Below are 21517 nucleotides of genomic sequence, written 5' to 3' on the forward strand. Positions count from 1 at the left end.
GCGCGGCGGCGAGCGATCGCCGCCGCGCCACCCCCGTAGATCACTCGCCCGGCCGTACGAACACAGTCCGCCCGCCCACCACGGTGCGCAGACAGACCGGCAGGTCGCGGCCCGGGGTGAGATCCGGCAGGCCGGGCGTGCCGGAGCGCGGGTCCGTCGACCAGCGGGCCACCCGGTCGTCGGGGGCCTGGACGACCAGTTCGTCGGTGCGCCAGACCGCGTAGTCGGCGGGCGCACCCGGCACCAGGACACCGGCGTCGTCCCGCCCCACGGCCCGCCAGCCGCCGCGCGTGTGCGCCGTGAAGGCGGCACGGACGGACACCCGGTGCTCGGGCGTGTGGTGGAACGCGGCGGCACGGACGGTGCCCCACGGGTCGAGCGGGGTGACCGGGCTGTCGGAGCCGAAGGCGAGGGGCACACCGGCGCGCAGCAGGGCCGCGAAGGGGTTGAGGGTGCGGGCCCGTTCGGCGCCCAGCCGCCGGGCGTACATGCCGTCCTCGCCGCCCCACAGCGCGTCGAAGGCGGGCTGCACGGAGGCGATCAGGCCCAGTTCGGCGAAGCCGGCGACGGTCTCGGGGGTGAGCATCTCGGCGTGCTCGACGCGATGCCGCGCGGCGCGGACGCGGGCGAGGCCGAGCTTCTCGGCCGCGGCGCGCACGCCCTCCACCACGGCGGTCACGGCGGCGTCCCCGATGGCGTGGAAGCCGGCCTGCAGGCCCGCCTCGGTGCAGGCGACGACATGGGCGGCGACGGCCTCGGCGTCCAGGTAGGCCGTGCCCGTGTGGCCGGCGTCGGCGTACGGCTCGTGCAGGCAGGCGGTGTGCGAGCCGAGGGCGCCGTCGGCGAAGAGGTCGCCCGCCGCGCCCACGGCGCCCAGCTCCCCAGCCTTCCGGACGTTCTGCTCGGCCCAGTAGCCGACCACGCGCGGGCCGGGCACCTCGGCGGCGAGCTTCAGCAGTCCGGTGAAGTCGTCCTCGGAGGAGATCTCCGGGCCGCCGCACTCGTGCACCGAGCCGATACCGAGGGAGGCGGCGTGGGCGAGCGCGGTGCGCTGGGCCTCGGCGCGCTGGGCCTCGGTGATGGCCGCGAGGGCGGCCTCCCGGACGGTGTGGTGGGCGTCGGCGATGAGGGGGGCGTCCGCGCGGGGGACGTCGCCGGGGATCAGGTCCAGCAGGGCGGTGGTGACGACCGCCGAGTGCACGTCGATGCGGGAGAGGTACAGCGGGCGGCCGCCGGTGGCCTCGTCGAGTTCGGCGCGGGTCGGCGGACGGCCGCCGGGCCAGCGGGCGGCGTCCCAGCCGTGGCCCAGCAGGACGCGGTCGTCCGGGCGGGCGGCGGCGAAGTCACGGACCAGAGTGAGGGCCGCCTCCCGGGTGGGGGCGGCGGACAGGTCCAGGCCGGTCAGGGCGAGACCGGTGGCGGTGGTGTGCACATGGGCGTCGGTGAAGGCCGGGGTCACCAGGGCGCCGTCGAGGTCGATCACCTCGTCCACGCCGTCGGCGAAGGCGTCGGCGGCACCCTCCGAACCGACCCAGGCGACTTGGCCGCGCTCCACCACCATCGCCGTGGCGAAGGGGTCGGCGGGGCTGTGCACCTCGCCTCGGCGCAGCAGGACGGTCTTGGGGGGCTCGGGGTCGGCGGTGCGGTCGCTCATGGCGGACAGTTTCCCGCCCCGGCCGGCGCCGGCTGTACCCGGGGCGCCCGAAACGCACCCGGTGCGGTGATCAGATCCGGGGCGGCCGCGCCTCGTACGGCGTGGAGAGGACCACCGTCGTGCGCGTCGACACCCCTGCCAGGCCGCGGAGCCTCGCCAGCAGCTCCTCCAGTTCGTGCGGGGTGGCCACGCGCACCTTGAGGATGTAGTTCTCGTCGCCCGCGACGCTGTGGCAGGCCTCGATCTCGGGCACGTCGGCCAGGCGGTCCGCGATGTCGTCGGGGGCGCTGGGGTCGAACGGTTTCACCGAGATGAACGCGGTGAGCGGCAGCCCGACGGCCTCGGGGTCGACCACCGCGGCGTAGCCGCGGATCACGCCACGCTGCTCCAGCCGGCGCACCCGCTGGTGCACGGCGGACGTGGACAGGCCCGTGGCCTTGCCCAGGTCTGTGTAGCTCATCCGCCCGTCCTTGACGAGCAGCTGCACGATCTGTCGGTCCAGCTCCTCCATGGCGCCAAAACCTACAGTGCGCTTGATCTCCTGGGATAGCCGAGAGCGCAGGTCATAGCCGGTTCGATACAAAAGGCGCCGCACAAGGCCCGCAGTGGGCACCTGCACACGGCATGTGACGAACGCCACACACCCGGAACCGGCTCCGTGATGTTCTCGTGATTACCGCCGAGGGCGGGCGGGAAGTGCTTGGTGTGGTCGAGGCCGCAGCGCCGTAACGGCCCAGCCTTAGGGGGAGAATCCCATGCAGAGTGTCCATCGCCCTGGTCGATCCGCGTCCAAGCGGCAGCAGCCGGTCGTCGAGCTCGAGCCGGAGGGCGTCGAACCCGACGCCCTCGACGACGATCCGGACGCCTACGACACCTTCGAGATGTACCGCGTGATCTGCCCGGACTGCGCTCAGCCGATCGCGCTGCTGGCGGACGAGCAGGTGCTGCCCGAGCACGCGCTGTGCGCCTCGCCGTGGAACCCGTTCGGCCTCACGGTCTGTGCGGGCACGGGCCGTTCGGCTGCCGACGCCCGCCCCGCGGACGAGTCCTTCGCGCCGCAGGAGCAGGACACCGCGCTGCTGCTGACGCTCCCCCAGGGACTGGACTGGCGCACGCAGCCCTTCTCGCACGTCGGCGGCCCGGGCTCGCGCCCGATGCGCGTACCGGCGATGCGCCGCCAGGCCGCCTGAACGGCCTCACCGCATCCAGTACGCGCCCTGCACCATGGCACGCAGGCTGTCGTGGTGCAGGATCAGTGTGTCCGGATCCGCCGGGACGGCGACCTCCCCGAAGTGCGCCTGCCGGTAGGCGACGCGGAGCATGACGATCGCGTGTCGCAGGGCGGCGTACAGGGTGTGGAACTCCATGTCCCGTGGGGTGTGGCCGGTCAGGCGGGCGTAGCGGGCCTCGACGCGGTCCCGGCGCAGGAAGTCCGGCAGTCCGCGCTGTCCGGAGGCGACCGTGAGGTCGTGGAAGAAGCGGTGCAGATAGACGATCCAGCCGAGGTCGACCTCGCGCGGGGCGAGTGCCGCCATCTCCCAGTCCAGCACGGCGACGGGCTCGAAACCGTCGTAGACGATGTTCCCGATGCGCGCGTCGCCCCAGCTGAGGACGGGTTCGCCCGCCTCGCGCGGCCACAGCTCCTCCAGCCGGTCGAACGCGGCCTCGATGAGACGTGAGCGGGGCAGGCCGTCGATCACCCAGGCGTAGTAGGCCCGTTGGGCCGTCACATGACGGCGCAGCGCGTCTCCCGTTCCGGGCCCGGCGAGGAACTGCGCCTCGGCGAGGGGCACCTGGTCGTGCAGACGGGCCAACAGCGCGACGGTTGCAGCCTCCAGGTGCTCGCGTTCTCCGTCGCTCGCCACGTACAGCCAACTGCCCTCGTAGGTGTACGGCATGACGTCCGGCGGCACGCGGCCTGCGACCCGCTCCATGACGAAGAACGGGGCCCCGAGCGGGCCCGGGTCCTCCTCCAGCCACAGCACACGCGGCACGGGCACGTCGGTGCGCTCGGCCACCAGGCGAAGGGTGCGGTACTGGCGGGCCATGTCGTACTCGGGGAAGACGGTGTACGCCGACGGGTCCGCCGCGAGCCGCAACGCGCAGGCCCCGAAAGGTGCTTCGGGGTGTTCGAGGTCGAACAGCAGGGTCTCGCTGGACATGCCGTTGGCGGCCGGGACGGTGACCCCGGTGGCCTTGGCTCCGGGCAGCCGGGTGCCGAGCCAGGCGGTCAGGCGCCGGGCGAGCTCCTCGGGGTCGCGCGTGGTCGTACGGGGACGCGGTGCCGTGGCCATGCCGGGCTCCTTCCTCAGGGTGCGACCGAGTCGAAGCCGGTGAAGCCGCTCGGGTCGTGCCGGCCGAACGAGCCGTGCTCGAAGATGCCGTAGCCGGTCCGTCCGTCCAGCCGGAAGCGGGCGGAGTGGTCGGTGACGCCGTAACCGGCCAGCGGGTGGGGCAGGGTCATGTCGTAGGTACGGCGATCGGTCCAGCCGGGGCCCCGCCAGGTGCCGTGCTGCCAGTCGTCCGCCGGCGGATAGCCCGCGCCGAGGGCGAGCGGCGAGGAGGCCAGGATCTCGACGTCAAGCTTTCGCGACTCCCGCGCGTCCCCCAGATGGATGACCGCCCGTTCCGGGTGGCGGGTGCCGCAGCGGTAGCCGATCTCGGCCTGCGGCCAGCCCAGTTGGCGGTCGCGCCGGCCGGGGCGGACCAGGGTCGCGTCGTTCAGGGAGCGGTGGCCGTCGGCGTCCTCCTGCGTGATGACCATCAGGAAGCGGTCCTCGAACCGGACCGGGCACCAGATCCAGTGGAAGCCCTCGGTGGGGTGGTCCGCGGCGAGCCGCCCGCCGTCCTCGCCCGGGACGGGCCGCACGCCCCAGCTGCGGTCCCGGGTGCCGGTCCAGTCGTCCGCGGTGACCCGGAACTCCTCTCCCCCGGCCCGGAGCACGCCCTCCGCAGTGCCCGCCTGGACGAAGCGGCGGCCCTCCAGGGTGAGCCGGTCGCCCCGGCGCTGGAGGTGGTGCGGCTCCCACAGGGCGGGGAAGGCGGCCGTCCAGGTGAGGTCGTACGACAGCTGCTCGTCCTCGCAGATCAGGCGCAGCTCCTTCAGCGGCCGCGGGACCTCGATGCGCAGTGGTCCGACGGCGAGCCGCATCCGGTCCTCCCCCAGCGCGTCGGAGGCACGTACGGCGTGCAGGGTGTCCCCCGTGCGCAGGGTGGCGTACGCGTCGATCACGCCGAGGTTGGGGTAGACGCCGAGGCCGAGGATGAGCAGGGCGCGGCCGGAATGGTCGAAGACGTGGAAGATGCAGCGGTCGTAGGCGTTCCGGTCGCCGGTCGCCACGTGCTTCATGGACAGCGGTACCTGGTGCACCGGGTACTCGTCGAGCGGTACGGGACGGTCGTCGGCCACGGACACCCCCTGGGCAATGGTCGGCCGACGGTACGTCAGCCGACCGGAGGAGGCCAGAGCGGGGACGGAACGTTCCTGAACTGACGCTCGATTCCGCCGGGCGGTGACCTGTCGGGCCACTGCCGCGTTGCCCGGGTATGACCCCCCTGCACTCGGTCACCGGGCGTCAGCGCCGTATCTTCGTCCCTCGCCCCGCAGAATCGGTTCCGCCGCCGCCCGCGCCGCCGGACCCGCCCATCTACCGCGATCTCATGCGGACCTGGGCCGACCGGGGCCGGACCCTGCCGGGCCGCCACGATCCGGAGTGGATCAGGCTGGCGGCCCCGACGGTCCTCACGGGACAGTTCAGCGGCCTTCGGGTCCCGCCACGTGACGGGCGATGACCATCCGCTGGATCTGGTTGGTGCCCTCGACGATCTGCAGGACCTTGGCCTCGCGCATGTAGCGCTCGGCCGGGAAGTCGGCGGTGTAGCCGTAGCCGCCGAGTATCTGCACGGCGTCCGTGGTGACCTTCATGGCCGCGTCGGTGCAGTGCAGCTTGGCCATGGCGGCCTGCTTGGCGAACGGTTTGCCGGCGTCGCGCAGCCGGGCCGCGGCGAGGTAGAGCGCCCGGCCGGCCTCGATCTGGGTGGCCATGTCGGCGAGCATGAAGCGCAGGCCCTGGAAGTCGGCGACGGGGTGGCCGAACTGCCGGCGCTGGGTGGCGTAGGCGACCGCCTCGTCCAGTGCGGCCTGGGCGAGGCCGATCGCGCAGGCGGCGATGCCGAGTCGCCCGGAGTCGAGGGCGGACAGGGCGATGAAGAACCCCTGGCCCTCCTCGCCGATCCGCCGGTCGTCGCCGACGCGGACGCCGTCGAGGTGGACCTGCGCGGTGGGCGAGCCCTTCATGCCCATCTTCTTCTCGGGCACCGCCCCGCTCAGCCCCGGCGCGTCCCCGCGGACCAGGAAGGCGGTGATCCCCCGCGGGCCCTCCTCGCCGGTGCGGGCCATCACGGTGTAGAAGTCGGCGATGCCGCCGTGCGTGATCCAGGCCTTGGTCCCGTTGATCACCCACCGGTCGCCGTCGCGGACGGCCTTGGTGCGCAGGGAGGCCGCGTCGGAGCCGGAGGACGGCTCGGAGAGGCAGTACGCGCCGAGCAGGCCGCCGCCGAGCATGGCGGGCAGGTGCTCGACCTGCTGCTGCTTGGTGCCGTAGGTGGCGAGCGCGTAGGAGGCGAGCGTGTGCACGCTGACGCCGAGGCCCACGGTGAGCCGGGCCGCGGCCAGCTCCTCCAGGACCTGGAGGTAGACCTCGTAGGGCTGGTCGCCGCCGCCGTACTCGGAGTCGTACGGCAGGCCGAGCAGGCCCGATTCGGACAGCAGGGTGAAGACCTCACGCGGGAAGCGCCCCGCGTCCTCCTCCTCGGCGGCCTTCGGCGCGATCTCGCGCTGGGCGATGTCCCGGACGAGGGCGAGCAGATCCCGCGCCTCCTCCGTCGGCAGCTGACGCTCCACCGGCTGCGGGTCGCGGTCGGACATGGCGTCGGTCTCCTCCCTGGTCGGGCACCGGCGGTCTGGCCCTGGGGGTGGGGGCGGCTCCGCCTGGTCGTTGCGTGATCGCCGAAGGCGCCCTCTCCCGGGTCTCGGAAGCGGCTGACCAGCGGCTGTGCGCTGTGAGTATGCCCGATCAGCGACCTCCAGTCACCAGTTAACGACCGCTTACTTCAAGAATCCAGTCGGAACCTGTCGTGGCCCTGGAAACCGACTCGAGCCATTGAGGGAGCGGTCTGGTCCTGGGTTCACACACCCTCGAATTGTCGCGTTCACGCCATTCCGGCTGCCGCAGGGGAGGACCACGCGGCCTCCGCTTCCCGGTGTGTCAGGTGTCGCGGCGGGCCGGCTGCGGCGCCGGGTAGGCCGGGTCCAGTTCCTCGACGGCGCGCAGGGCTCCGCCGAGCGTCTTCACCAGCAGCTCGCGCATGGTCTCGCGGGACAGCTCGGGGCGGTCGATCCAGTCCAGGGTCGCGCCCTCGACGGCGCACACCCAGGAGAGCAGGCCCATCCGGGCGAGCGGGGCGATGTCGCTGCGGCCGTAGGCCCCCTCGGCGATGGTGGCGATGATCGCCTCGCGGACGCCGTCCCGGATGGCGTGCACCTCGGTGTCGAAACCGACGCCGCCGCTGACGATGGTGCGGTAGGCGGCCTGGTGGTGCTCGGCGTAGCGCAGATAGCCGTCGATGGTGCGGTGGACGCGCTCCACGGCGGGCATCTCCAGGGCGCCGCCGGCGAAGGTGACCAGGTCGGCGACGGAGTCCTTGATGATCGCCAGGTAATAGCCGCGCTTGGACTGGAAGTAGTAGTAGATCAGGCCCTTGGCGACATGAGCCTGGCGGGCGATGTCGTCCATGGACAGCGCGTCGTAGGACGTGTCGGCGAACAACTTCCGCCCGATGGCGATGAGTTCGGCGCGACGCGCCACCGAGCGCTCGGTACCGCGCATCCGGGGACGGACGGCGGCACGCTGATGCGGCATATTCAATTTCGACCCTGTTCGAGGCGGTCGGCGGGACCTCCGCAGTATGTCAGAACATGCCGCACACGTGAGCGGGGCGAGTCAGAGCAGGCCGGACCCGGGCATCAGAGCAGGCCGAGCTGGGTCACGAACATTGCGACGACCGCCACGAGGACCCAGCCCATGACGTGCTCGAGGATCTTCGGGCCGTCGTCCTTGGGGCCGCCGGTGCGGGCGCGGGTGACGGTGGACGGGTGTGCGGTCGTATCCATTTGTCCACCTTGCCACCCGCGACGGCGTGTCCGGCGATGAGCTTGCTCACACCGTCTGATCAGGCCGTCTGCGCAGACGGTCTGCTCACACGGTCAGTGCACGCCCACCGCGGCGAGTGCCTTGCGCTGGCGCGGGCTCGGATGGGCCGGGAAGTAGAGGTAGCAGACTCCCCCGGTGCCGGAGACGACCTTGCCGGAGGCGTTGTACCGCTTGGTCCTGAGCCAGATGTTCTCGAACTCCCGGCGCAGATAGACCCGTCGTACCGCGTCGTCGCTCGGCGAGGCCGGGTCGTTGGCGATCACGTCGCCGTCCGCGGTGAAGCCGATCACCGTCATCAGATGGCCGGAGGTGCCGTAGCCGGCACCGGTCAGCTCGGTCTTCAGGAAGGACTGGGACGTTATGGCCGGGATGCCGGCCGCGACCAACGTCTCCAGGTCGGTGAGCGAGGCGAGGCGGGTGACCACGCCCTGGATGCCCTGGAAGGTGGCCGCGTAGGCGGCGTTGAACGGCCAGTTGCCGCAGCCCTCGTACTGGTAGTCGTAGGTGAAGCGGGCGGCGTGGTCCACCTCGGGATCGGCGTAGGAGGGGTCGACCCAGGAGAGCTGCTCGGGGGTGAGCCGGCCGCCCCAGTACTCGACGATCATCTGCGAGGACGTGGGGCTGCACCAGGCCTCGCCGCCGTTGTCGTACTGCGGGTACTGGCCCTTGTGGATCTCCTGGGAGTAGCGCGGTACGGCCAGTTCCTGGGCGAGGCCGGGGGTGGAGGCGGGGACGGTGAAGCGGTCGGGGATGTCGGACCCCATGGCGCCCAGCCGCCACACGGTCGGCGTCAGGTGCGTCCCCGGCCTGCGGTAGAGGGTCAGGCGCAGCCGGTACGACGTCAGGCGCAGGCCGGTGCTCGCGTCGTCGATGGCGAAGGTGTCCGTCCAGATGGTGCTCTTGCCGTCGGTCTGGCCGTCCACCGAGGTCCGCTTGATGTCCTGGTCACCGGCCGCCCAGCGGCCCATCACGTACCACGGGGTCCCGGTGCCGTCGGAGTACGTGCCCTGGAGCTCCACCTGGATCCAGGTGCCCTCGGGGGTGTGGGCGTTCCAGGAGGAGACGACCTCGGTGGCGGGGACCGTGAGCCGGTGGACCGGGGCGGTCCAGGTGGCGTACTCCCAGGTGGCGGTCGTACCCGTGTGCGGGTCGGTGTAGTCGGTGCGGCCGGCGGGGGCGCCGATCACGACGCCGGGGCGGGCGCCGGCGACGGCCCGGACGCCCTGGGCGGCGCCGAGACGCCACTCGCGGTACGTGGTCCAGCCGTGGTAGTCGATCGGGCGGGCCTGCCCCTGGCCGGTGTCGTCGGCCTCGGTGTCGGGTCGCTGCGCGGCGGCGGCAGCGGGGGCCGCTCCGCTCGCCACCGCCACGGCGACGGCTGCGGTGAGGACTGTTCTGCGGGACGGCTGTTGGGCTCTGCTCATGGGCGCGATTACCCCCAGGTGTCCGATGATCCGGTGCGGTGTGTGCGCCAACTATGGAGCAGGCGGCATGGCGCTGCCAGCACTTCCGCGCATGCCACGCCACCAATATTGGTCTGGACCACTGGAAGGCACCCCGAGGGGGCGCGGGCCAGCCGCACGACACCCCGCGCCACCCGAGCTGTACGCCTCGTACTGTGGTGCTCGCCGTCAGACGAGGTCCATCGCGGCGACCTCGTCGGGCCGGCCATAGCTGACCGGCCCCTGGAAGCGGCGGCGCGCGGTGGCGAACCACCACACGGTCGCCACGACCAGGACGATGCCGAGCGCGATCGGCGCGTAGTTGAAGGAGTCGGCCGTGATCGGCGAGGCCTGGGGCAGCATGAACAGGACACTGCTGAGCACGATCCAGATCACCGCGAGCCAGCCGACCGGCCGGCCCCAGCGGCCCAGGTGCCAGGGCCCGGACTGGAACTCGCCGCCGAGCCGCAGCCGCAGGAAGATCGGCACGGCGTAGGCGAGGAACAGGCCGACCACGTTGACGCTGACGATCGCGGTGAACGCGGTGTGCGACCACCAGCCGGGCACCACCAGGGCCACTGAGCAGACCACAGCCAGCCACACCGCGTTCACGGGCGTACGGGTGCGCGACGAGACCGAGTGCCACCAGCGGGAGCCGGGCATGGCACCGTCACGGGAGAAGGCGAAGATCTGCCGGGTGTTGCTGGTGAGGTTGGCGAGACCGCAGAAGAGCATCGCGCCGATGACGACGAGGAGCATGACCTTGGCCACGCCGAGGCCGAGGCCGTCGATGAGAATCTGCACGGGCGGCGCCGCCGAACCGGCCACCTTGGCGTAGTCGCCAATGCTGTAGACCAGTGCAAGCATCAGGATCAGACCGGTGATCGCCGAATAGCCGATGGCGCGGGTGATCCCCTTGGGCGCGTTGACCGTCGCGTGGACCGTTTCCTCGGACATGTGGAAGCTGCCGTCGAACCCGGTGAACGTCCAGCTCGTGACCAGCAGCCCCAGCATGCCGCCGTAAAGACCGCTCGAGAAGCCGGTGTTGTTCTCGAAATGCGTCACGAAGGACACCGGCTGATGGTGATCGGGCATCACTATGAGTGCGCCGACGATCACGACGAGTCCGATCAGCAGCCACCACACGGAAATGCGGTTCAGTACGGCGACGAGCTGCACGGTGTAGGTGTTGGCGAGACCCTGTACGACGATGAGCAGGGCCGTGATCAGCACCGTCTGGTGCGTGGTCGGCTGGTAGGACGGCCACTGCAGCTGGATGAAGGCCTGGATGAAGGTGGCCGCCGCATAGCCGGTCGCGGCGGTGCCGCCGATCTGGCCCACGAAGTTCAGCCAGCCCGTGTACCAGGACCAGGCGCCTTTGTGCCGCTTTGCAAGTTTACCGGCGGAGAAATACAGGGCACCGCTCGTCGGATACGCCGAGGCGACTTCCGCCATGGCCGCGCCGATGAGCAGCACCATGACGCAGACCCCGATCCAGCCGAATACGAGAATGCGGGGGCCGCCCGCGTTCATACCGAATCCGAAGGACGAGAAAATACCTGAGAGGATATTGATGATGGTGAAGGAGATCGCGAAATTGTCGAACGCCTGGAAGCGCCGGGTGAGTTTCCGCGGATAACCCATCGCGTGCAGGGTCGCGTCGTCGTCGAGCGCGACCTGGTCCTCGCCCGCGCGGGCCTTCGCCCCGGGCGACGATGTCCGTTCCGACACGGTTCGGCCTTTCTCTGAGGGAAATCTCCGAGTGAATCCGAGTGCAGGTGCAGGTGCAGGTGCAGAGCGCGTGCAGGTCAGTCGGGCCGGGGCACGGGCAGCCCGCAGGCACGCCGGGCCCGGGACAGCTGCTCGGCGGGGTCACCGAAGGCGCTCCAGGGCATGCGCGAGGCGTACGGGCCCATGGCCGTGAACACCGCCCGGGCCTCGAACTCACGCTGGGCCATGACCAGGGCGTGCGCGAGGTAGGCGAGGTCGAGCACCGGGGTGAAGCGGTAACGGCCCACCGCGGGCAGCCAGTTCTGGTAGATCGCCAGCGCGGTGGAGCGCCACTGCGGCTGTTCCCAGACGCGCTCGGCGAGCAGCTGGGTGGGGTTGTAGCTCTCCACCAGGGCCACCAGCGGCAGCAGCCGGAGGGCGGAGTCGGCGGGCGCCCGCTGGCTGAGGAAGGCGGCCACGTCCCAGGCCGCGTTGACCGAACCGCCGTAGCGCGTGAAGAAGCACGACAGGAAGCGGTGGTGGCCCTCGCGGTGCCAGGGATCCAGCGACAGGACGTGCGAGAACAGCCGCCAGGGGCCGGGCGGAGCGGTGAGCAGGCCGTGCGGGGCCGGGTCGCGCAGCCGGTGCAGCCGGGCCATGGCGAGCTTGGCGACCCAGGGCGTGGGGTCCTCGGGAGCCATGGCGGCGGCCCGGTCACAGGCGGTCAGCGCTATCCGCTCCAGCGCCTCGGCGCGCTCGTCGCGGGCGTCGGCGGCCCGCAGCGCGCGCTGTACCGCGACCCGGGCCCACATCAGCGCGGACTCGGGCGTCGGCTCCTCGGCGAGCCAGCGCTCGACCAGATCGGTGCCGGCCGCCTCGGAGGCGAGGATCAGCGAGCGATGCGCGCGCAGGGCGAAGTCGGTGCGCGTCTCGGCGAGGGACTCGTACGCGTATCGATAACGTCCGGCGCGCACATCGACGCATACGCTCGCCAGGACACGGTCGTCGGCCGCCGGATGCCACACGTAGTGCCCCTCGAATAACTCCGCGGCCATGTCTCCCTGCCAGTCCCCGTACGGCGCACAGGTGTTGCGCTGGAGGCACCCTACTCAGCGGCGGGCACACCCGGAACGCCTAATTCGACATATCGGTCAAGGGATTCGCGAATGTTTATCCAGGGCCTTGACTGGCTGGCAGCCGATGATTCAAAACGCGACCACAACTACACTGTCCCCGAAAACCGCCCACACCCACCCACCCCGGGAACCACCATTCGCGACCTCGCCGCCCGGCTGCGCGGGCTTCCCCCCTCCCTCGGGCCGGTCCGGCTGATCGCCGTCGACGGGCACGCCGGCTCGGGAAAGTCCACCTTCGCCGGGCACTTGGCCGCCGCGCTCGGCGGGGCTCCGGTGCTGCATCTCGACGACATCGCCAGCCACGAACAGCTCTTCGAGTGGACCGACCGGCTCATGGCCCAGGTGATCCGGCCGTTCGCCCGGGGCGAGAGCGCCTCCTGCGCACCCTACGACTGGCGCGCCCGCGGCTTCGGCGCGCCGCGCCCGCTGCCGGCCGCACCCGTGGTCCTCGTCGAGGGCGTCGGCGCCGGCCGCCGGGCCCTGCGGCCGCACCTGGCCCTGCTGCTGTGGATGGAGTTGCCCCGGGAGGAGTCCTGGACCCGTGGCCGGCTGCGGGACGGGGCCGAGCAGCGGGAGTTCTGGAAGGGCTGGGTCGAGGCGGAGCACGCGCACTTCACCGCGGACCCTTCGCGCCCCCATGCCGATCTTCTGGTGCTGCAGACGCCGAAGGGGTACGAGGTGCTGCCGGGTCCCGGGTCAACCTGTGGACCGGACCAAGGTGTTACCCAGAGTGACGGACCCTCCCCGTTGTGGTGAAGCTGTGAAGACCCTTGCGGGGGAACTTCCGGGAGTGCCTCAACTCCGCTTGACCGGGGGGCCGTACAGGTCTTACGTTCTCAATGAGCGGTCATTCGGGACCGCCCCCAGACGCGAAGCCCCCGGTTGTTCCCCCGTGACCGGGGGCTTCGTTCTGTCTGCCCCCATTTTTCCGGGTGCCCCGCGCGCCGATCCGCTCACCCTCGGTCACCGATCCGCGTGCGCCCCGTCTGCTCCCACCTCGCCAAACGGCCCGTGCGGCACCCTTCGGCACGCGGTCGTCGCACGGGTACGATGCCCTCGGTGCGACCTTCGAGGCTGCCTCGCGCACCTGTAACTCCGGTCCGCGGCACGGCGGTTCGAACCGCGGCGACGCCGGGCGACTGCCCGGTGGTGAACCACGGGGGCACGGTCTGTGGGGGGACGGGATGGACTTCGGCACGCAGGGCCCCGAGGCCCCGGCCGACCTGGCCTGGCTGCGGGGAGTGGACGCCTACACGATGGGCGCCTACCCGCAGGCGGAGGAGGAGTTCCGCGCCGCGGTGCGGATGGACCCGGGGATGGCCGACGGCTGGCTCGGGCTGCACGCGCTCCGGGTCGACACGACGACCTCACTGCTGAGGATGTTCCGGCACCGCGACCGCTTCGGCGAACAGCGCGCCCGGCACCGTCGCACGCTCAACTCCTGGTACTGGCTGGGCTGGTGGGTGCAGCCGGTGCTGGAGAGCCCGCGCGACCTGCTGCTCGCGCACGCCTCGCACTGGCTGGACGGCCGGCACGTGCCCGAGCTGGACCGGGCCCTCGCCGGGCTGCCCCCGGTCGACACCGACCCGCAGGTCCGCTTCCTGCACGCCTGCCGCTCCTATCTGGTCAAGGACTGGGAGCAGCTGGTACGGCACACCGACCCGCTGCTGGACGATCCCATGCTCGGCATCGAGGCGGGCCTGTTCGGCGGCATGGCCAGGGTCCGGCTGGAGATGTACGGCCAGGCCGAGCCCCTGCTGTCGGCGGCGCTGATGCGGTGCCGCAGCGAACAGCCGCAGCGCAAGGAGCTGCGCTACTGGCTGGCGCGGGCGCACGAGGGCACGGGCCGCTCGGCGGCGGCGCTCCCCCTGTACCGCGCCGTGCACCGCGTCGACCCGGCCTTCATGGACACCTCGGCGCGGCTGGCGGCGATCGCCGAGGGCGACGGGTACGACGACACCGCCGACCTGGCGGCGATCACGCTGACGGGCGCCGGGCAGGACAGCGTGGACGGACCCGACGGCTTCGATCCGCTCTTCGGCGCCGAGGGGCGTGATCTGCGGCTGCCGGAGCCGGACCTGCAGACGGGGCCCCTGCCTTCGGTGACCGATCCGGCGGTGCGGATCAAGACCGGTGTCTCCTCCTCCCCCATTCCGGCCGGTCCGACCGATCCCGCCCTGCTCGAGGAGGCGCTCGCCGAGCTCGAGCGCATGGTGGGGCTGGAGCCGGTGAAACGCCAGGTCAAGGCGTTGTCCGCGCAGTTGAACATGGCCCGGCTGCGGGCCGGGCAGGGGCTGCCGGTGCAGCCTCCGAAACGGCACTTCGTCTTCTCCGGGCCGTCGGGCACCGGCAAGACCACGGTGGCGCGGATTCTGGGGCGGGTGTTCTACGCGCTCGGGCTGCTCGGCGGTGACCATCTGGTCGAGGCACAGCGGGCGGACCTCGTCGGCGAGTACCTCGGGCAGACGGCCGTGAAGGCCAACGAGCTGATCGACTCCGCGATCGGCGGGGTGCTGTTCGTGGACGAGGCGTACTCGCTGTCCAACTCGGGATACGGCAAGGGGGACGCGTACGGCGACGAGGCCCTGCAGGTGCTGCTGAAGCGGGCCGAGGACAACCGGGACCACCTGGTGGTGATCCTCGCCGGCTATCCGGAGGGCATGGACCGGCTGCTGGCCGCGAATCCCGGACTGTCCTCCCGGTTCACGACCCGCGTCGACTTCCCCTCCTACCGGCCGCACGAACTCACCGAGATCGGCAAGGTGCTGGCCGCCGAGAACGGGGACGCGTGGGACGCAGAGGCCCAGGAGGAGCTGCGTTCGATCGCCGGGCACGTGGTCGAGCAGGGGTGGATCGACGAACTGGGCAACGGCCGGTTCCTGCGCACCCTGTACGAGAAGAGCTGCGCGTACCGGGATCTCCGGCTGTCGACGTATGCGGGTTCCCTGTCCCGGGAGGACTTGGCCACGCTTCGCTTGCCCGACTTGATGCAGGCGTACGGGGAAGTGCTGTCGGGGCGGGGGCCGCACGATCCGTCGGGTATGTAGGACAGCCCCCGAAGGGGCGCGGGGAGTGACCGGCCACGACGCACGGCAGGCCGCGCCGCTCCCCGCACCACCCGGGCTAGGAGGCGAGCACCTGCTCCGGCTCCCCGCTGACCCGCGGCTCCGGCATCTCCCGGTGCGCCGGGTCCCGTACCTCGCCCACCAGCAGCTCCAGGACGTCCTCGAGGGCCACCAGACCCAGCACCTTGCCGGAGGCGTCCGCGACCTGGGCCAAGTGCGTGGCCGCCCGCCGCATGACCGTGAGGGCGTCGTCGAGCGGCAGCTCGGCCCGCAGGGTGGTCATGGGCCGCCAGACCTTCTGCGGGACGGCACGGCCGGAGTGCTCCAGGTCGAGGACGTCCTTGACGTGGACGTACCCCATGAAGGGGCCCTTGTCCGACGCGGCGACCGGGAAGCGGGAGTACCCCGTGCGGGCCGTCAGCTCGACGATCTGGCCCGGGGTGACCGACGGGGCCACCGTGACCAGGGACTCCCGGCTCAGCAGGACGTCGGTCACCGGGCGGGAGCCCAGCTCCAGGGCGTCCTCCAGGCGTTCCCGCTCCTCGGGGTCGAGCAGGCCGGCCTGGCCGGAGTCCTCCAGCAGGCGGTTGAGCTGCTCGCTGGTGACGACGGCCTCGACCTCGTCCTTGGGCTCGACGCGGAAGAGCCGCAGGATGGCCTGGGCGCAGGCGCCGAGGGACACGGTGATCGGCTTGCACAGGCGGGCGAACCAGACCAGGCCGGGGCTCAGCCACAGCGCCGCCTTCTCGGGGGCCGCCATCGCGAGGTTCTTCGGCACCATCTCGCCGATGACCAGGTGGAAGAAGACCACGGCGGCCAGCGCGATCACATAGCCGAGCGGGTGGACCATGCCGTCGGGGAGATGGACCGCCGCGAACACCGGCTCCAGCAGATGCGCCACCGTCGGCTCGGCCACCGCGCCCAGCGTCAGCGAGCAGAGCGTGATCCCGAACTGGGCCGCGGCCATCATCTGGGGCAGGCGCTGAAGACCGTAGAGGACCTGGCGGGCCCGCGCCGTGCCCAGCGGTTCGATCTGGCTGCGGCGCACGGACACGAGCGCGAACTCGGCGCCGACGAAGAAGCCGTTGGCGAGCACGAGCAGCGCGGCGAAGACTAGTTGGAGGACGCTCATCGGGCGGCCTCCATCACGTTCGCCGCCGGGGCCGTCCTGACCAGGCGGACCCGTTCGGCGCGGTAGTGGCCGACCTGGCGGACCGAGAGCCGCCAGCCGGGCAGTTCCGCCTTGTCGCCGGGGGCCGGGATGCGGCCGAGCAGGTCGGCGACGAGTCCGGCGACCGTTTCGTACGGTCCCTCGGGCACGTCGAGGCCTATGCGCTGGAGGATGTCGACGCGGCAGCTGCCGTCGGCGTCCCAGGCGGGCCGGCCGTCCTCCGGCGGGGCCGGGGCCAGCTCGGGCATGTCCGTGGCGTCGTGCTCGTCGCGGACCTCGCCGACGAGTTCCTCGACGATGTCCTCCAGGGTGACCACGCCCGCCGTGCCGCCGTACTCGTCCACGACGACCGCGATGGGCTGCTCGGAGCGGAGCCGGGCTAGCAGGGGCTGGACCGGCAGGGTCTCCGGGACCAGCAGCGCCTTGCGGGCGATACGGGTCACCGGGGTGCGCAGGCGGTCGTGCACGGGGACGGCGAGGGCGTCCTTCAGATGGGCCATGCCCACGATCTCGTCGATCTTCTCCCGGTAGACGGGGAAGCGGGACAGGCCGGTGGCCCGGGTGAGGTTGACGACGTCCTCGGCGGTGGCCGAGTCCTGGAGGGCACTGACCTTCACCCGCGGGGTCATGACGTGCTGCGCGGTCAGCTCGCCCAGGGACAGGGTGCGGACGAACAGGTCGGCCGTGTCCTGTTCCAGGGCTCCGGCCTGCGCGGAGTGCCGGGCCAGGGAGACGAGTTCGCCCGGGGTGCGGGCGGAGGCCAGTTCCTCGGCGGGTTCGACGCCGAGGGCCCGCACCAGCCGGTTGGCGACGGTGTTGAGCGCGGCGATCACCGGGCGGAACAGGCGGGCGAAGCGGTGCTGGGGGCCGGCCACGAACCGGGCGACCGGCAGCGGCTTGGACACGGCCCAGTTCTTGGGCACGAGCTCGCCGATCACCATCTGGATCGCGGAGGCCAGCAGCATGCCGACGACCACGGCGACACCGGAGACGGCGCCGTCGGGGATGCCGATGCCGGCGAACGGGCCGTGCAGCAGGCGGGCCAGGGCCGGTTCGGCGAGCATGCCGACGACCAGGGAGGTGATGGTGATGCCGAGCTGGGTGCCGGAGAGCTGGAAGGACAGCTCCTTGAGCGACTCGGCCACTCTGCCGGCCCGGCGGTCGCCCTCGGCGGCCGCCTTCTCGGCGTCCGTGGCCTCGACGGTCACCAGGCCGAACTCGGCCGCCACGAAGAATCCGTTGGCGAGGATCAGCAGGAAAGCCGCTCCCAGGAGCAGCAGGGAGATGGTCACGCTGCCACCGCCTTCCCGGTATGTCGGGTCGGGGCGGCGCAGGTACTACAGGACGATCCGTCCATCGCTGGAGGGAGTCACTCCTCGGGTAGCAGGAACCCCTGTGCACCGGGTGGTGCCCCAGGGGCGGAGACGCAGCGAAACGGCCTCCGTCACCAGATTAATCAAGACACGGGCCAGTCGGGCAGAGTCGGCGGCCCCGAGTCAGCCCGGATCTGCCCCCGAGTCGGCCCTGATCCGGCCCGAGCCGGGTCCGATGTGGTCCGGGTCAGCCCTGATCCTCGACCGGGTGGGCCGGGGAACGGGCTTCGGCGAGGGCGCGCAGGGCCTGCGCGTCGGCGATGGCCCGCTGCTTGGCGAGGCCCGGCTGGATGCCGAGCGCGGGCAGGCTGGTGCCGTCACTGAGGTTGAGGAAGACCCAGGGATCCCCCGGACGGAGGTTCACCTGGACGATCTCCGCCCACTCCAGGTGCCGCTTGCCGGCGATGTTGACCACGGTGACACCGGACTCGTCGGCGACGACCTTCACCCGGGCCAGCTGGGCCAGCGCCCAGAAGATCAGCGCCCCGGTGACGACGAAGCTCGCCCGCTCCCCCGGGCCGAGCTGCTCCAGCAGCATCGCGACCCCGGAGATGGTCAGGAAGATCGCGACACCGGCGGTGAGCAGGATCACCCGGGTGTGGCCCGGCCGGAAGGTGACGGGAAGGGCGGGAAGGGATGGGGTGTCGGACATCTCGGTACGCACCCCTTACAGGCGGCAGGCGTGGATGGCCGTGGTGAGGATGGCGCGGGCGCCGATGGCGTAGAGGTCGTCCATGATCCGCTGCGCCTCCTTGGCGGGGACCATGGCGCGGACCGCGACCCAGCCCTCGTTGTGCAGCGGGGAGACGGTCGGGGACTCCAGGCCGGGGGTGAGCGCGACGGCCTTCTCCAGCTGCTCGACGCGGCAGTCGTAGTCCATCATCACGTACGTCCGCGCGACCAGGACGCCCTGGAGGCGGCGCAGGAATTGCTGGACCTTCGGCTCGGCGTCCTCCTCGCCGTCGGCGTCGGTGCGGCGGATGACGATCGCCTCGGACTTCATGATCGGCTCGCCGAAGACCTCCAGCCCGGCGTTGCGCAGGCTGGTGCCGGTCTCGACGACGTCGGCGATGACCTCGGCGACGCCCAGCTCGATCGCGGTCTCCACGGCGCCGTCGAGGTGGACGACGGAGGCGTCGACGCCGGCGTCCGTGAGGTGGCCGGCGACGATGCCCTCGTAGGAGGTGGCGACCGTCTTGCCCTTGAGGTCCTCGATGCCGCTCGCGGTGCCCGGCTTGGCGGCGAAGCGGAAGGTGGAGCGGGCGAAGCCGAGCGGCAGGATCTCCTCGGCGTCGGCACCGGAGTCGATCAGCAGGTCGCGGCCGGTGATGCCCAGGTCGAGGCGGCCGGAGGCGACGTAGATCGCGATGTCGCGCGGGCGGAGGTAGAAGAACTCGACCTCGTTCCCCGGGTCGACGATCCGCAGCTCCTTGGACTCGCGGCGCTGCTGGTAGCCGGCCTCATGCAGCATCTCCGCCGCAGGGCCGGACAGTGAACCCTTGTTGGGGACGGCGATGCGCAGCATGAGGTCGGCTTCCTTTGCGTGAAGGGGTTTCTACGGCTTTACGGCTTTTGCGCAGGCGGACTACAGGTGGGCGTAGACGTCGTCGAGGGAGATCCCGCGGGCGACCATCATCACCTGGACGTGGTACAGCAGCTGGGAGATCTCCTCCGCGGCCGCCTCCTTGCCCTCGTACTCGGCGGCCATCCAGACCTCGGCGGCCTCTTCGACGACCTTCTTGCCGATGGCATGGACGCCCTTGCCGACCAGCTCTGCGGTGCGGGAAGTGGCGGGATCGCCGTGGGCGGCCTTCTGCTGGAGCTCGGTGAAGAGCTCCTCGAACGTCTTCTTGGACATGGTGGTCCTTACCCTACGCGCTCCGGCCGGTGCCTCAGTGCCAGGGTTCGGATACTGAGCGGAGCGTCGCCGCGGTCGCGACCGCCGCGGTCACCGCCTCGTGGCCCTTGTCCTCGTTGGAGCCCTCCAGGCCGGCCCGGTCCAGGGCCTGCTCCTCGGTGTCGCAGGTGAGTACGCCGAAGCCGACGGGCACGCCGGTCTCGATGCTGACCTGGGTGAGGCCCTGGGTGACGCCCTGGCACACGTAGTCGAAGTGGGGGGTGCCGCCGCGGATGACGACACCGAGGGCGACCACGGCGTCGTAGCCGCGCCCGGCCAGCACCTTGGCGGCGACCGGGAGTTCGAAGCTGCCGGGGACCCGGATCAGGGTCGGCTCGTCGATCCCCAGTTCGTGCAGGGCGCGCAGGGCGCCGTTCACCAGACCGTCCATCACCTTCTCGTGCCACTGCGCCGCGATGACGGCGACCCTGAGGTCGCTCGCGTTGCGTACGGACAGTTCCGGTGCACCCTTGCCGCTCACGTCTCTCCTAAGTGCTTTCTTGCTTACTGGTTGCCGCAGGTGGCCGCGGAAGCCGACACGGCGGGCGTGTCCAGCCAGGGCAGGTCGTGTCCCATGCGGTCGCGCTTGGTACGCAGGTAGTGCAGGTTGTGCTCGCCCGCCTGAACGGGCATCGGCTCGCGGCCGGTGACCTTCAGGCCGTGACGCTCCAGCGCGTCCGTCTTGTCCGGGTTGTTGGTCATCAGCCGGACGCTGCGCACGCCGAGGTCGGCAAGGATCCGGGCGCCGGCGCCGTAGTCGCGGGCGTCGGCGGGCAGGCCGAGTTCGAGGTTGGCGTCCAGAGTGTCGCGACCGCGTTCCTGCAGCTCGTACGCCCGGAGCTTGGACAGCAGGCCGATGCCGCGCCCCTCGTGGCCGCGCAGGTAGACCACCACGCCCCGGCCCTCCTCCTGGATGCGCTGCAGGGCGGTGTCCAGCTGGGGGCCGCAGTCGCAGCGCAGGGAGCCGAAGACGTCACCGGTGAGGCATTCGGAGTGGACGCGGACGACGACGTCCTCGCCGTCGCCGAGCTCGCCGTGGACGAGGGCGACGTGTTCGACGCCGTCGGTGGAGCGGTAGCCGTAGGCGGTGAAGGTGCCGTGCCTGGTGGGCAGGCGGGTCTCGGCCTCGCGGCGGACGGTGGGCTCGCTGCTGCGGCGGTAGGCGATCAGGTCCTCGATGGAGATGATCGTCAGGCCGTGCTTGCGGGCGAACGGGATCAGCTCGGGCAGGCGGAGCATACGGCCGTCCTCGCCGGCGATCTCCACGATGGCGCCTGCCGGGCGCAGGCCCGCGAGCCGGGCGAGGTCGACGGCGGCCTCGGTGTGGCCGTTGCGGACGAGGACGCCGCCGGGCTTGGCGCGCAGCGGGAAGACATGGCCGGGGCGGACGAAGTCCGTCGGCTCCGCCGTGCCGGTCGCGAGGAGCTGAAGCGTCGTCGCGCGGTCGGCGGCCGAGATACCGGTGCTCACACCGTGAGCGGCCGAGGCGTCCACGGAGATGGTGAACGCGGTTTTCATCGACTCGGTGTTGTCGTCGACCATCTGCGGCAGCCGCAGCCGGTCCAGTTCCTCGCCCTCCATGGGGGCGCAGATGAGTCCCCGGCACTCGCTCATCATGAACGCGACGATCTCGGGGGTGGCCTTCTCGGCGGCGACGACGAGGTCGCCCTCGTTCTCCCGGTCCTCGTCGTCCACGACCACGACCGGGCGGCCGGCCGCTATGTCGGCGATGGCCTGCTCGACGGGGTCGAGGCCGAAACTCTCGAAGGCGTCCGTGTCGTACAGCAGCGGTGCCGAGGTCATGCCGGGGCTCCTTTCCAGGACGGGCTGCGGGCTCCTGCGGGAGCGCAGCCACCA

20 protein-coding genes are annotated in these 21517 nt (G+C 71.5%); 3 read left to right on the forward strand and 17 right to left on the reverse strand.

All coding sequences use genetic code 11. The features are described 5' to 3' along the window. Positions 1 to 40: 40 nt before the first annotated feature. Together ACWGJ5_RS39280 and ACWGJ5_RS39285 are read right to left on the reverse strand one after the other, a co-directional pair. On the reverse strand, positions 41 to 1654 hold the full coding sequence (locus tag ACWGJ5_RS39280) for an amidohydrolase (RefSeq protein ID WP_453314415.1): 1614 nt from the start codon (positions 1652 to 1654) through the stop codon (positions 41 to 43). Between the two features lie 70 nt (positions 1655 to 1724). After that, on the reverse strand, positions 1725 to 2165 hold the full coding sequence (locus tag ACWGJ5_RS39285; RefSeq protein WP_228619002.1) for an Lrp/AsnC family transcriptional regulator: 441 nt from the start codon (positions 2163 to 2165) through the stop codon (positions 1725 to 1727). A 244-nt stretch (positions 2166 to 2409) separates the two neighbouring features. On the opposite strand from ACWGJ5_RS39285, the gene ACWGJ5_RS39290 reads away from it, so the two are divergent. Further along, complete coding sequence (locus ACWGJ5_RS39290) at positions 2410 to 2844, forward strand: hypothetical protein (RefSeq protein ID WP_453314416.1); 435 nt, start codon at positions 2410 to 2412, stop codon at positions 2842 to 2844. A 6-nt stretch (positions 2845 to 2850) separates the two neighbouring features. Here ACWGJ5_RS39290 and ACWGJ5_RS39295 read toward each other — a convergent pair whose 3' ends face one another. From ACWGJ5_RS39295 to ACWGJ5_RS39330, 8 genes are all read right to left on the reverse strand, one after another. Then, on the reverse strand, positions 2851 to 3948 hold the full coding sequence (locus tag ACWGJ5_RS39295) for a phosphotransferase family protein (RefSeq protein WP_453314417.1): 1098 nt from the start codon (positions 3946 to 3948) through the stop codon (positions 2851 to 2853). Between the two features lie 14 nt (positions 3949 to 3962). Beyond that, positions 3963 to 5063 (reverse strand): hypothetical protein, encoded by a 1101-nt coding sequence (locus tag ACWGJ5_RS39300; RefSeq protein ID WP_453314418.1) that lies wholly within the window; start codon positions 5061 to 5063, stop codon positions 3963 to 3965. 345 nt (positions 5064 to 5408) lie between these two features. Continuing rightward, positions 5409 to 6581: an acyl-CoA dehydrogenase family protein gene (locus tag ACWGJ5_RS39305; RefSeq protein WP_453314419.1), complete on the reverse strand. Its 1173-nt coding sequence runs from the start codon at positions 6579 to 6581 to the stop codon at positions 5409 to 5411. A 340-nt stretch (positions 6582 to 6921) separates the two neighbouring features. Then, complete coding sequence (locus ACWGJ5_RS39310) at positions 6922 to 7575, reverse strand: TetR/AcrR family transcriptional regulator (RefSeq protein ID WP_453314420.1); 654 nt, start codon at positions 7573 to 7575, stop codon at positions 6922 to 6924. 104 nt (positions 7576 to 7679) lie between these two features. Beyond that, complete coding sequence (locus ACWGJ5_RS39315) at positions 7680 to 7826, reverse strand: SCO1431 family membrane protein (RefSeq protein WP_453314421.1); 147 nt, start codon at positions 7824 to 7826, stop codon at positions 7680 to 7682. A gap of 93 nt (positions 7827 to 7919) precedes the next feature. Continuing rightward, entirely contained in the window at positions 7920 to 9290 is a 1371-nt protein-coding gene (locus ACWGJ5_RS39320) for a peptidase C39 family protein (RefSeq protein ID WP_453314422.1), read from the reverse strand. A gap of 207 nt (positions 9291 to 9497) precedes the next feature. Continuing rightward, positions 9498 to 11039: an amino acid permease gene (locus ACWGJ5_RS39325; protein WP_453314423.1), complete on the reverse strand. Its 1542-nt coding sequence runs from the start codon at positions 11037 to 11039 to the stop codon at positions 9498 to 9500. 77 nt (positions 11040 to 11116) lie between these two features. Further along, complete coding sequence (locus ACWGJ5_RS39330) at positions 11117 to 12073, reverse strand: hypothetical protein (RefSeq protein WP_453314424.1); 957 nt, start codon at positions 12071 to 12073, stop codon at positions 11117 to 11119. A gap of 216 nt (positions 12074 to 12289) precedes the next feature. Between ACWGJ5_RS39330 and ACWGJ5_RS39335 the strand changes: the two genes are divergently transcribed. Further along, complete coding sequence (locus ACWGJ5_RS39335) at positions 12290 to 12910, forward strand: uridine kinase family protein (protein ID WP_453314471.1); 621 nt, start codon at positions 12290 to 12292, stop codon at positions 12908 to 12910. Positions 12911 to 13338: 428 nt separating this feature from the next. After that, on the forward strand, positions 13339 to 15201 hold the full coding sequence (locus ACWGJ5_RS39340) for an AAA family ATPase (RefSeq protein ID WP_453314425.1): 1863 nt from the start codon (positions 13339 to 13341) through the stop codon (positions 15199 to 15201). A 76-nt stretch (positions 15202 to 15277) separates the two neighbouring features. Here the strand turns inward: ACWGJ5_RS39340 and ACWGJ5_RS39345 are convergent, their stop codons facing one another. The 7 genes from ACWGJ5_RS39345 to ACWGJ5_RS39375 form a co-directional block, all read right to left on the reverse strand. Beyond that, positions 15278 to 16351: a hemolysin family protein gene (locus ACWGJ5_RS39345; protein ID WP_453314426.1), complete on the reverse strand. Its 1074-nt coding sequence runs from the start codon at positions 16349 to 16351 to the stop codon at positions 15278 to 15280. Further along, positions 16348 to 17682, reverse strand: coding sequence for a hemolysin family protein (locus ACWGJ5_RS39350; RefSeq protein WP_453314427.1), 1335 nt, complete (start codon positions 17680 to 17682; stop codon positions 16348 to 16350). The genes ACWGJ5_RS39345 and ACWGJ5_RS39350 overlap by 4 nt, the downstream gene beginning before the upstream one ends. Before the next feature lie 268 nt (positions 17683 to 17950). Next, entirely contained in the window at positions 17951 to 18415 is a 465-nt protein-coding gene (locus ACWGJ5_RS39355; protein ID WP_453314428.1) for a PH domain-containing protein, read from the reverse strand. Positions 18416 to 18430: 15 nt separating this feature from the next. Next, entirely contained in the window at positions 18431 to 19288 is an 858-nt protein-coding gene (gene hisG / locus ACWGJ5_RS39360; RefSeq protein ID WP_453314429.1) for an ATP phosphoribosyltransferase, read from the reverse strand. 60 nt (positions 19289 to 19348) lie between these two features. Then, positions 19349 to 19621 carry a phosphoribosyl-ATP diphosphatase gene (locus ACWGJ5_RS39365; protein ID WP_023552153.1) on the reverse strand — a complete coding sequence of 91 codons (273 nt, stop codon included), beginning with the start codon at positions 19619 to 19621 and terminating at the stop codon, positions 19349 to 19351. Between the two features lie 34 nt (positions 19622 to 19655). Further along, positions 19656 to 20141, reverse strand: coding sequence for a 6,7-dimethyl-8-ribityllumazine synthase (gene ribH, locus ACWGJ5_RS39370; protein WP_208901990.1), 486 nt, complete (start codon positions 20139 to 20141; stop codon positions 19656 to 19658). A 23-nt stretch (positions 20142 to 20164) separates the two neighbouring features. Next, the gene (locus ACWGJ5_RS39375; protein WP_453314472.1) at positions 20165 to 21463 is read right to left on the reverse strand and encodes a bifunctional 3,4-dihydroxy-2-butanone-4-phosphate synthase/GTP cyclohydrolase II; all 1299 of its coding nucleotides are present in this window, start codon (positions 21461 to 21463) and stop codon (positions 20165 to 20167) included. Between the last annotated feature and the right edge of the window lie 54 nt (positions 21464 to 21517).

The sequence above is a fragment of the Streptomyces sp. NPDC054783 genome (genome assembly GCF_053611725.1).

Bases quoted from the DNA above. Each gene is read 5' to 3' on its own strand.
- ACWGJ5_RS39280 (WP_453314415.1), bottom strand. From the start codon at position 1,654: ATGAGCGACCGCACCGCCGACCCCGAGCCCCCCAAGACCGTCCTGCTG.
- ACWGJ5_RS39285 (WP_228619002.1), bottom strand. From the start codon at position 2,165: ATGGAGGAGCTGGACCGACAGATCGTGCAGCTGCTCGTCAAGGACGGG.
- ACWGJ5_RS39290 (WP_453314416.1), top strand. From the start codon at position 2,410: ATGCAGAGTGTCCATCGCCCTGGTCGATCCGCGTCCAAGCGGCAGCAG.
- ACWGJ5_RS39295 (WP_453314417.1), bottom strand. From the start codon at position 3,948: ATGGCCACGGCACCGCGTCCCCGTACGACCACGCGCGACCCCGAGGAG.
- ACWGJ5_RS39305 (WP_453314419.1), bottom strand. From the start codon at position 6,581: ATGTCCGACCGCGACCCGCAGCCGGTGGAGCGTCAGCTGCCGACGGAG.
- ACWGJ5_RS39310 (WP_453314420.1), bottom strand. From the start codon at position 7,575: ATGCCGCATCAGCGTGCCGCCGTCCGTCCCCGGATGCGCGGTACCGAG.
- ACWGJ5_RS39315 (WP_453314421.1), bottom strand. From the start codon at position 7,826: ATGGATACGACCGCACACCCGTCCACCGTCACCCGCGCCCGCACCGGC.
- ACWGJ5_RS39320 (WP_453314422.1), bottom strand. From the start codon at position 9,290: ATGAGCAGAGCCCAACAGCCGTCCCGCAGAACAGTCCTCACCGCAGCC.
- ACWGJ5_RS39330 (WP_453314424.1), bottom strand. From the start codon at position 12,073: ATGGCCGCGGAGTTATTCGAGGGGCACTACGTGTGGCATCCGGCGGCC.
- ACWGJ5_RS39340 (WP_453314425.1), top strand. From the start codon at position 13,339: ATGGACTTCGGCACGCAGGGCCCCGAGGCCCCGGCCGACCTGGCCTGG.
- ACWGJ5_RS39345 (WP_453314426.1), bottom strand. From the start codon at position 16,351: ATGAGCGTCCTCCAACTAGTCTTCGCCGCGCTGCTCGTGCTCGCCAAC.
- ACWGJ5_RS39355 (WP_453314428.1), bottom strand. From the start codon at position 18,415: ATGTCCGACACCCCATCCCTTCCCGCCCTTCCCGTCACCTTCCGGCCG.
- hisG (WP_453314429.1), bottom strand. From the start codon at position 19,288: ATGCTGCGCATCGCCGTCCCCAACAAGGGTTCACTGTCCGGCCCTGCG.
- ACWGJ5_RS39365 (WP_023552153.1), bottom strand. From the start codon at position 19,621: ATGTCCAAGAAGACGTTCGAGGAGCTCTTCACCGAGCTCCAGCAGAAG.
- ACWGJ5_RS39375 (WP_453314472.1), bottom strand. From the start codon at position 21,463: ATGACCTCGGCACCGCTGCTGTACGACACGGACGCCTTCGAGAGTTTC.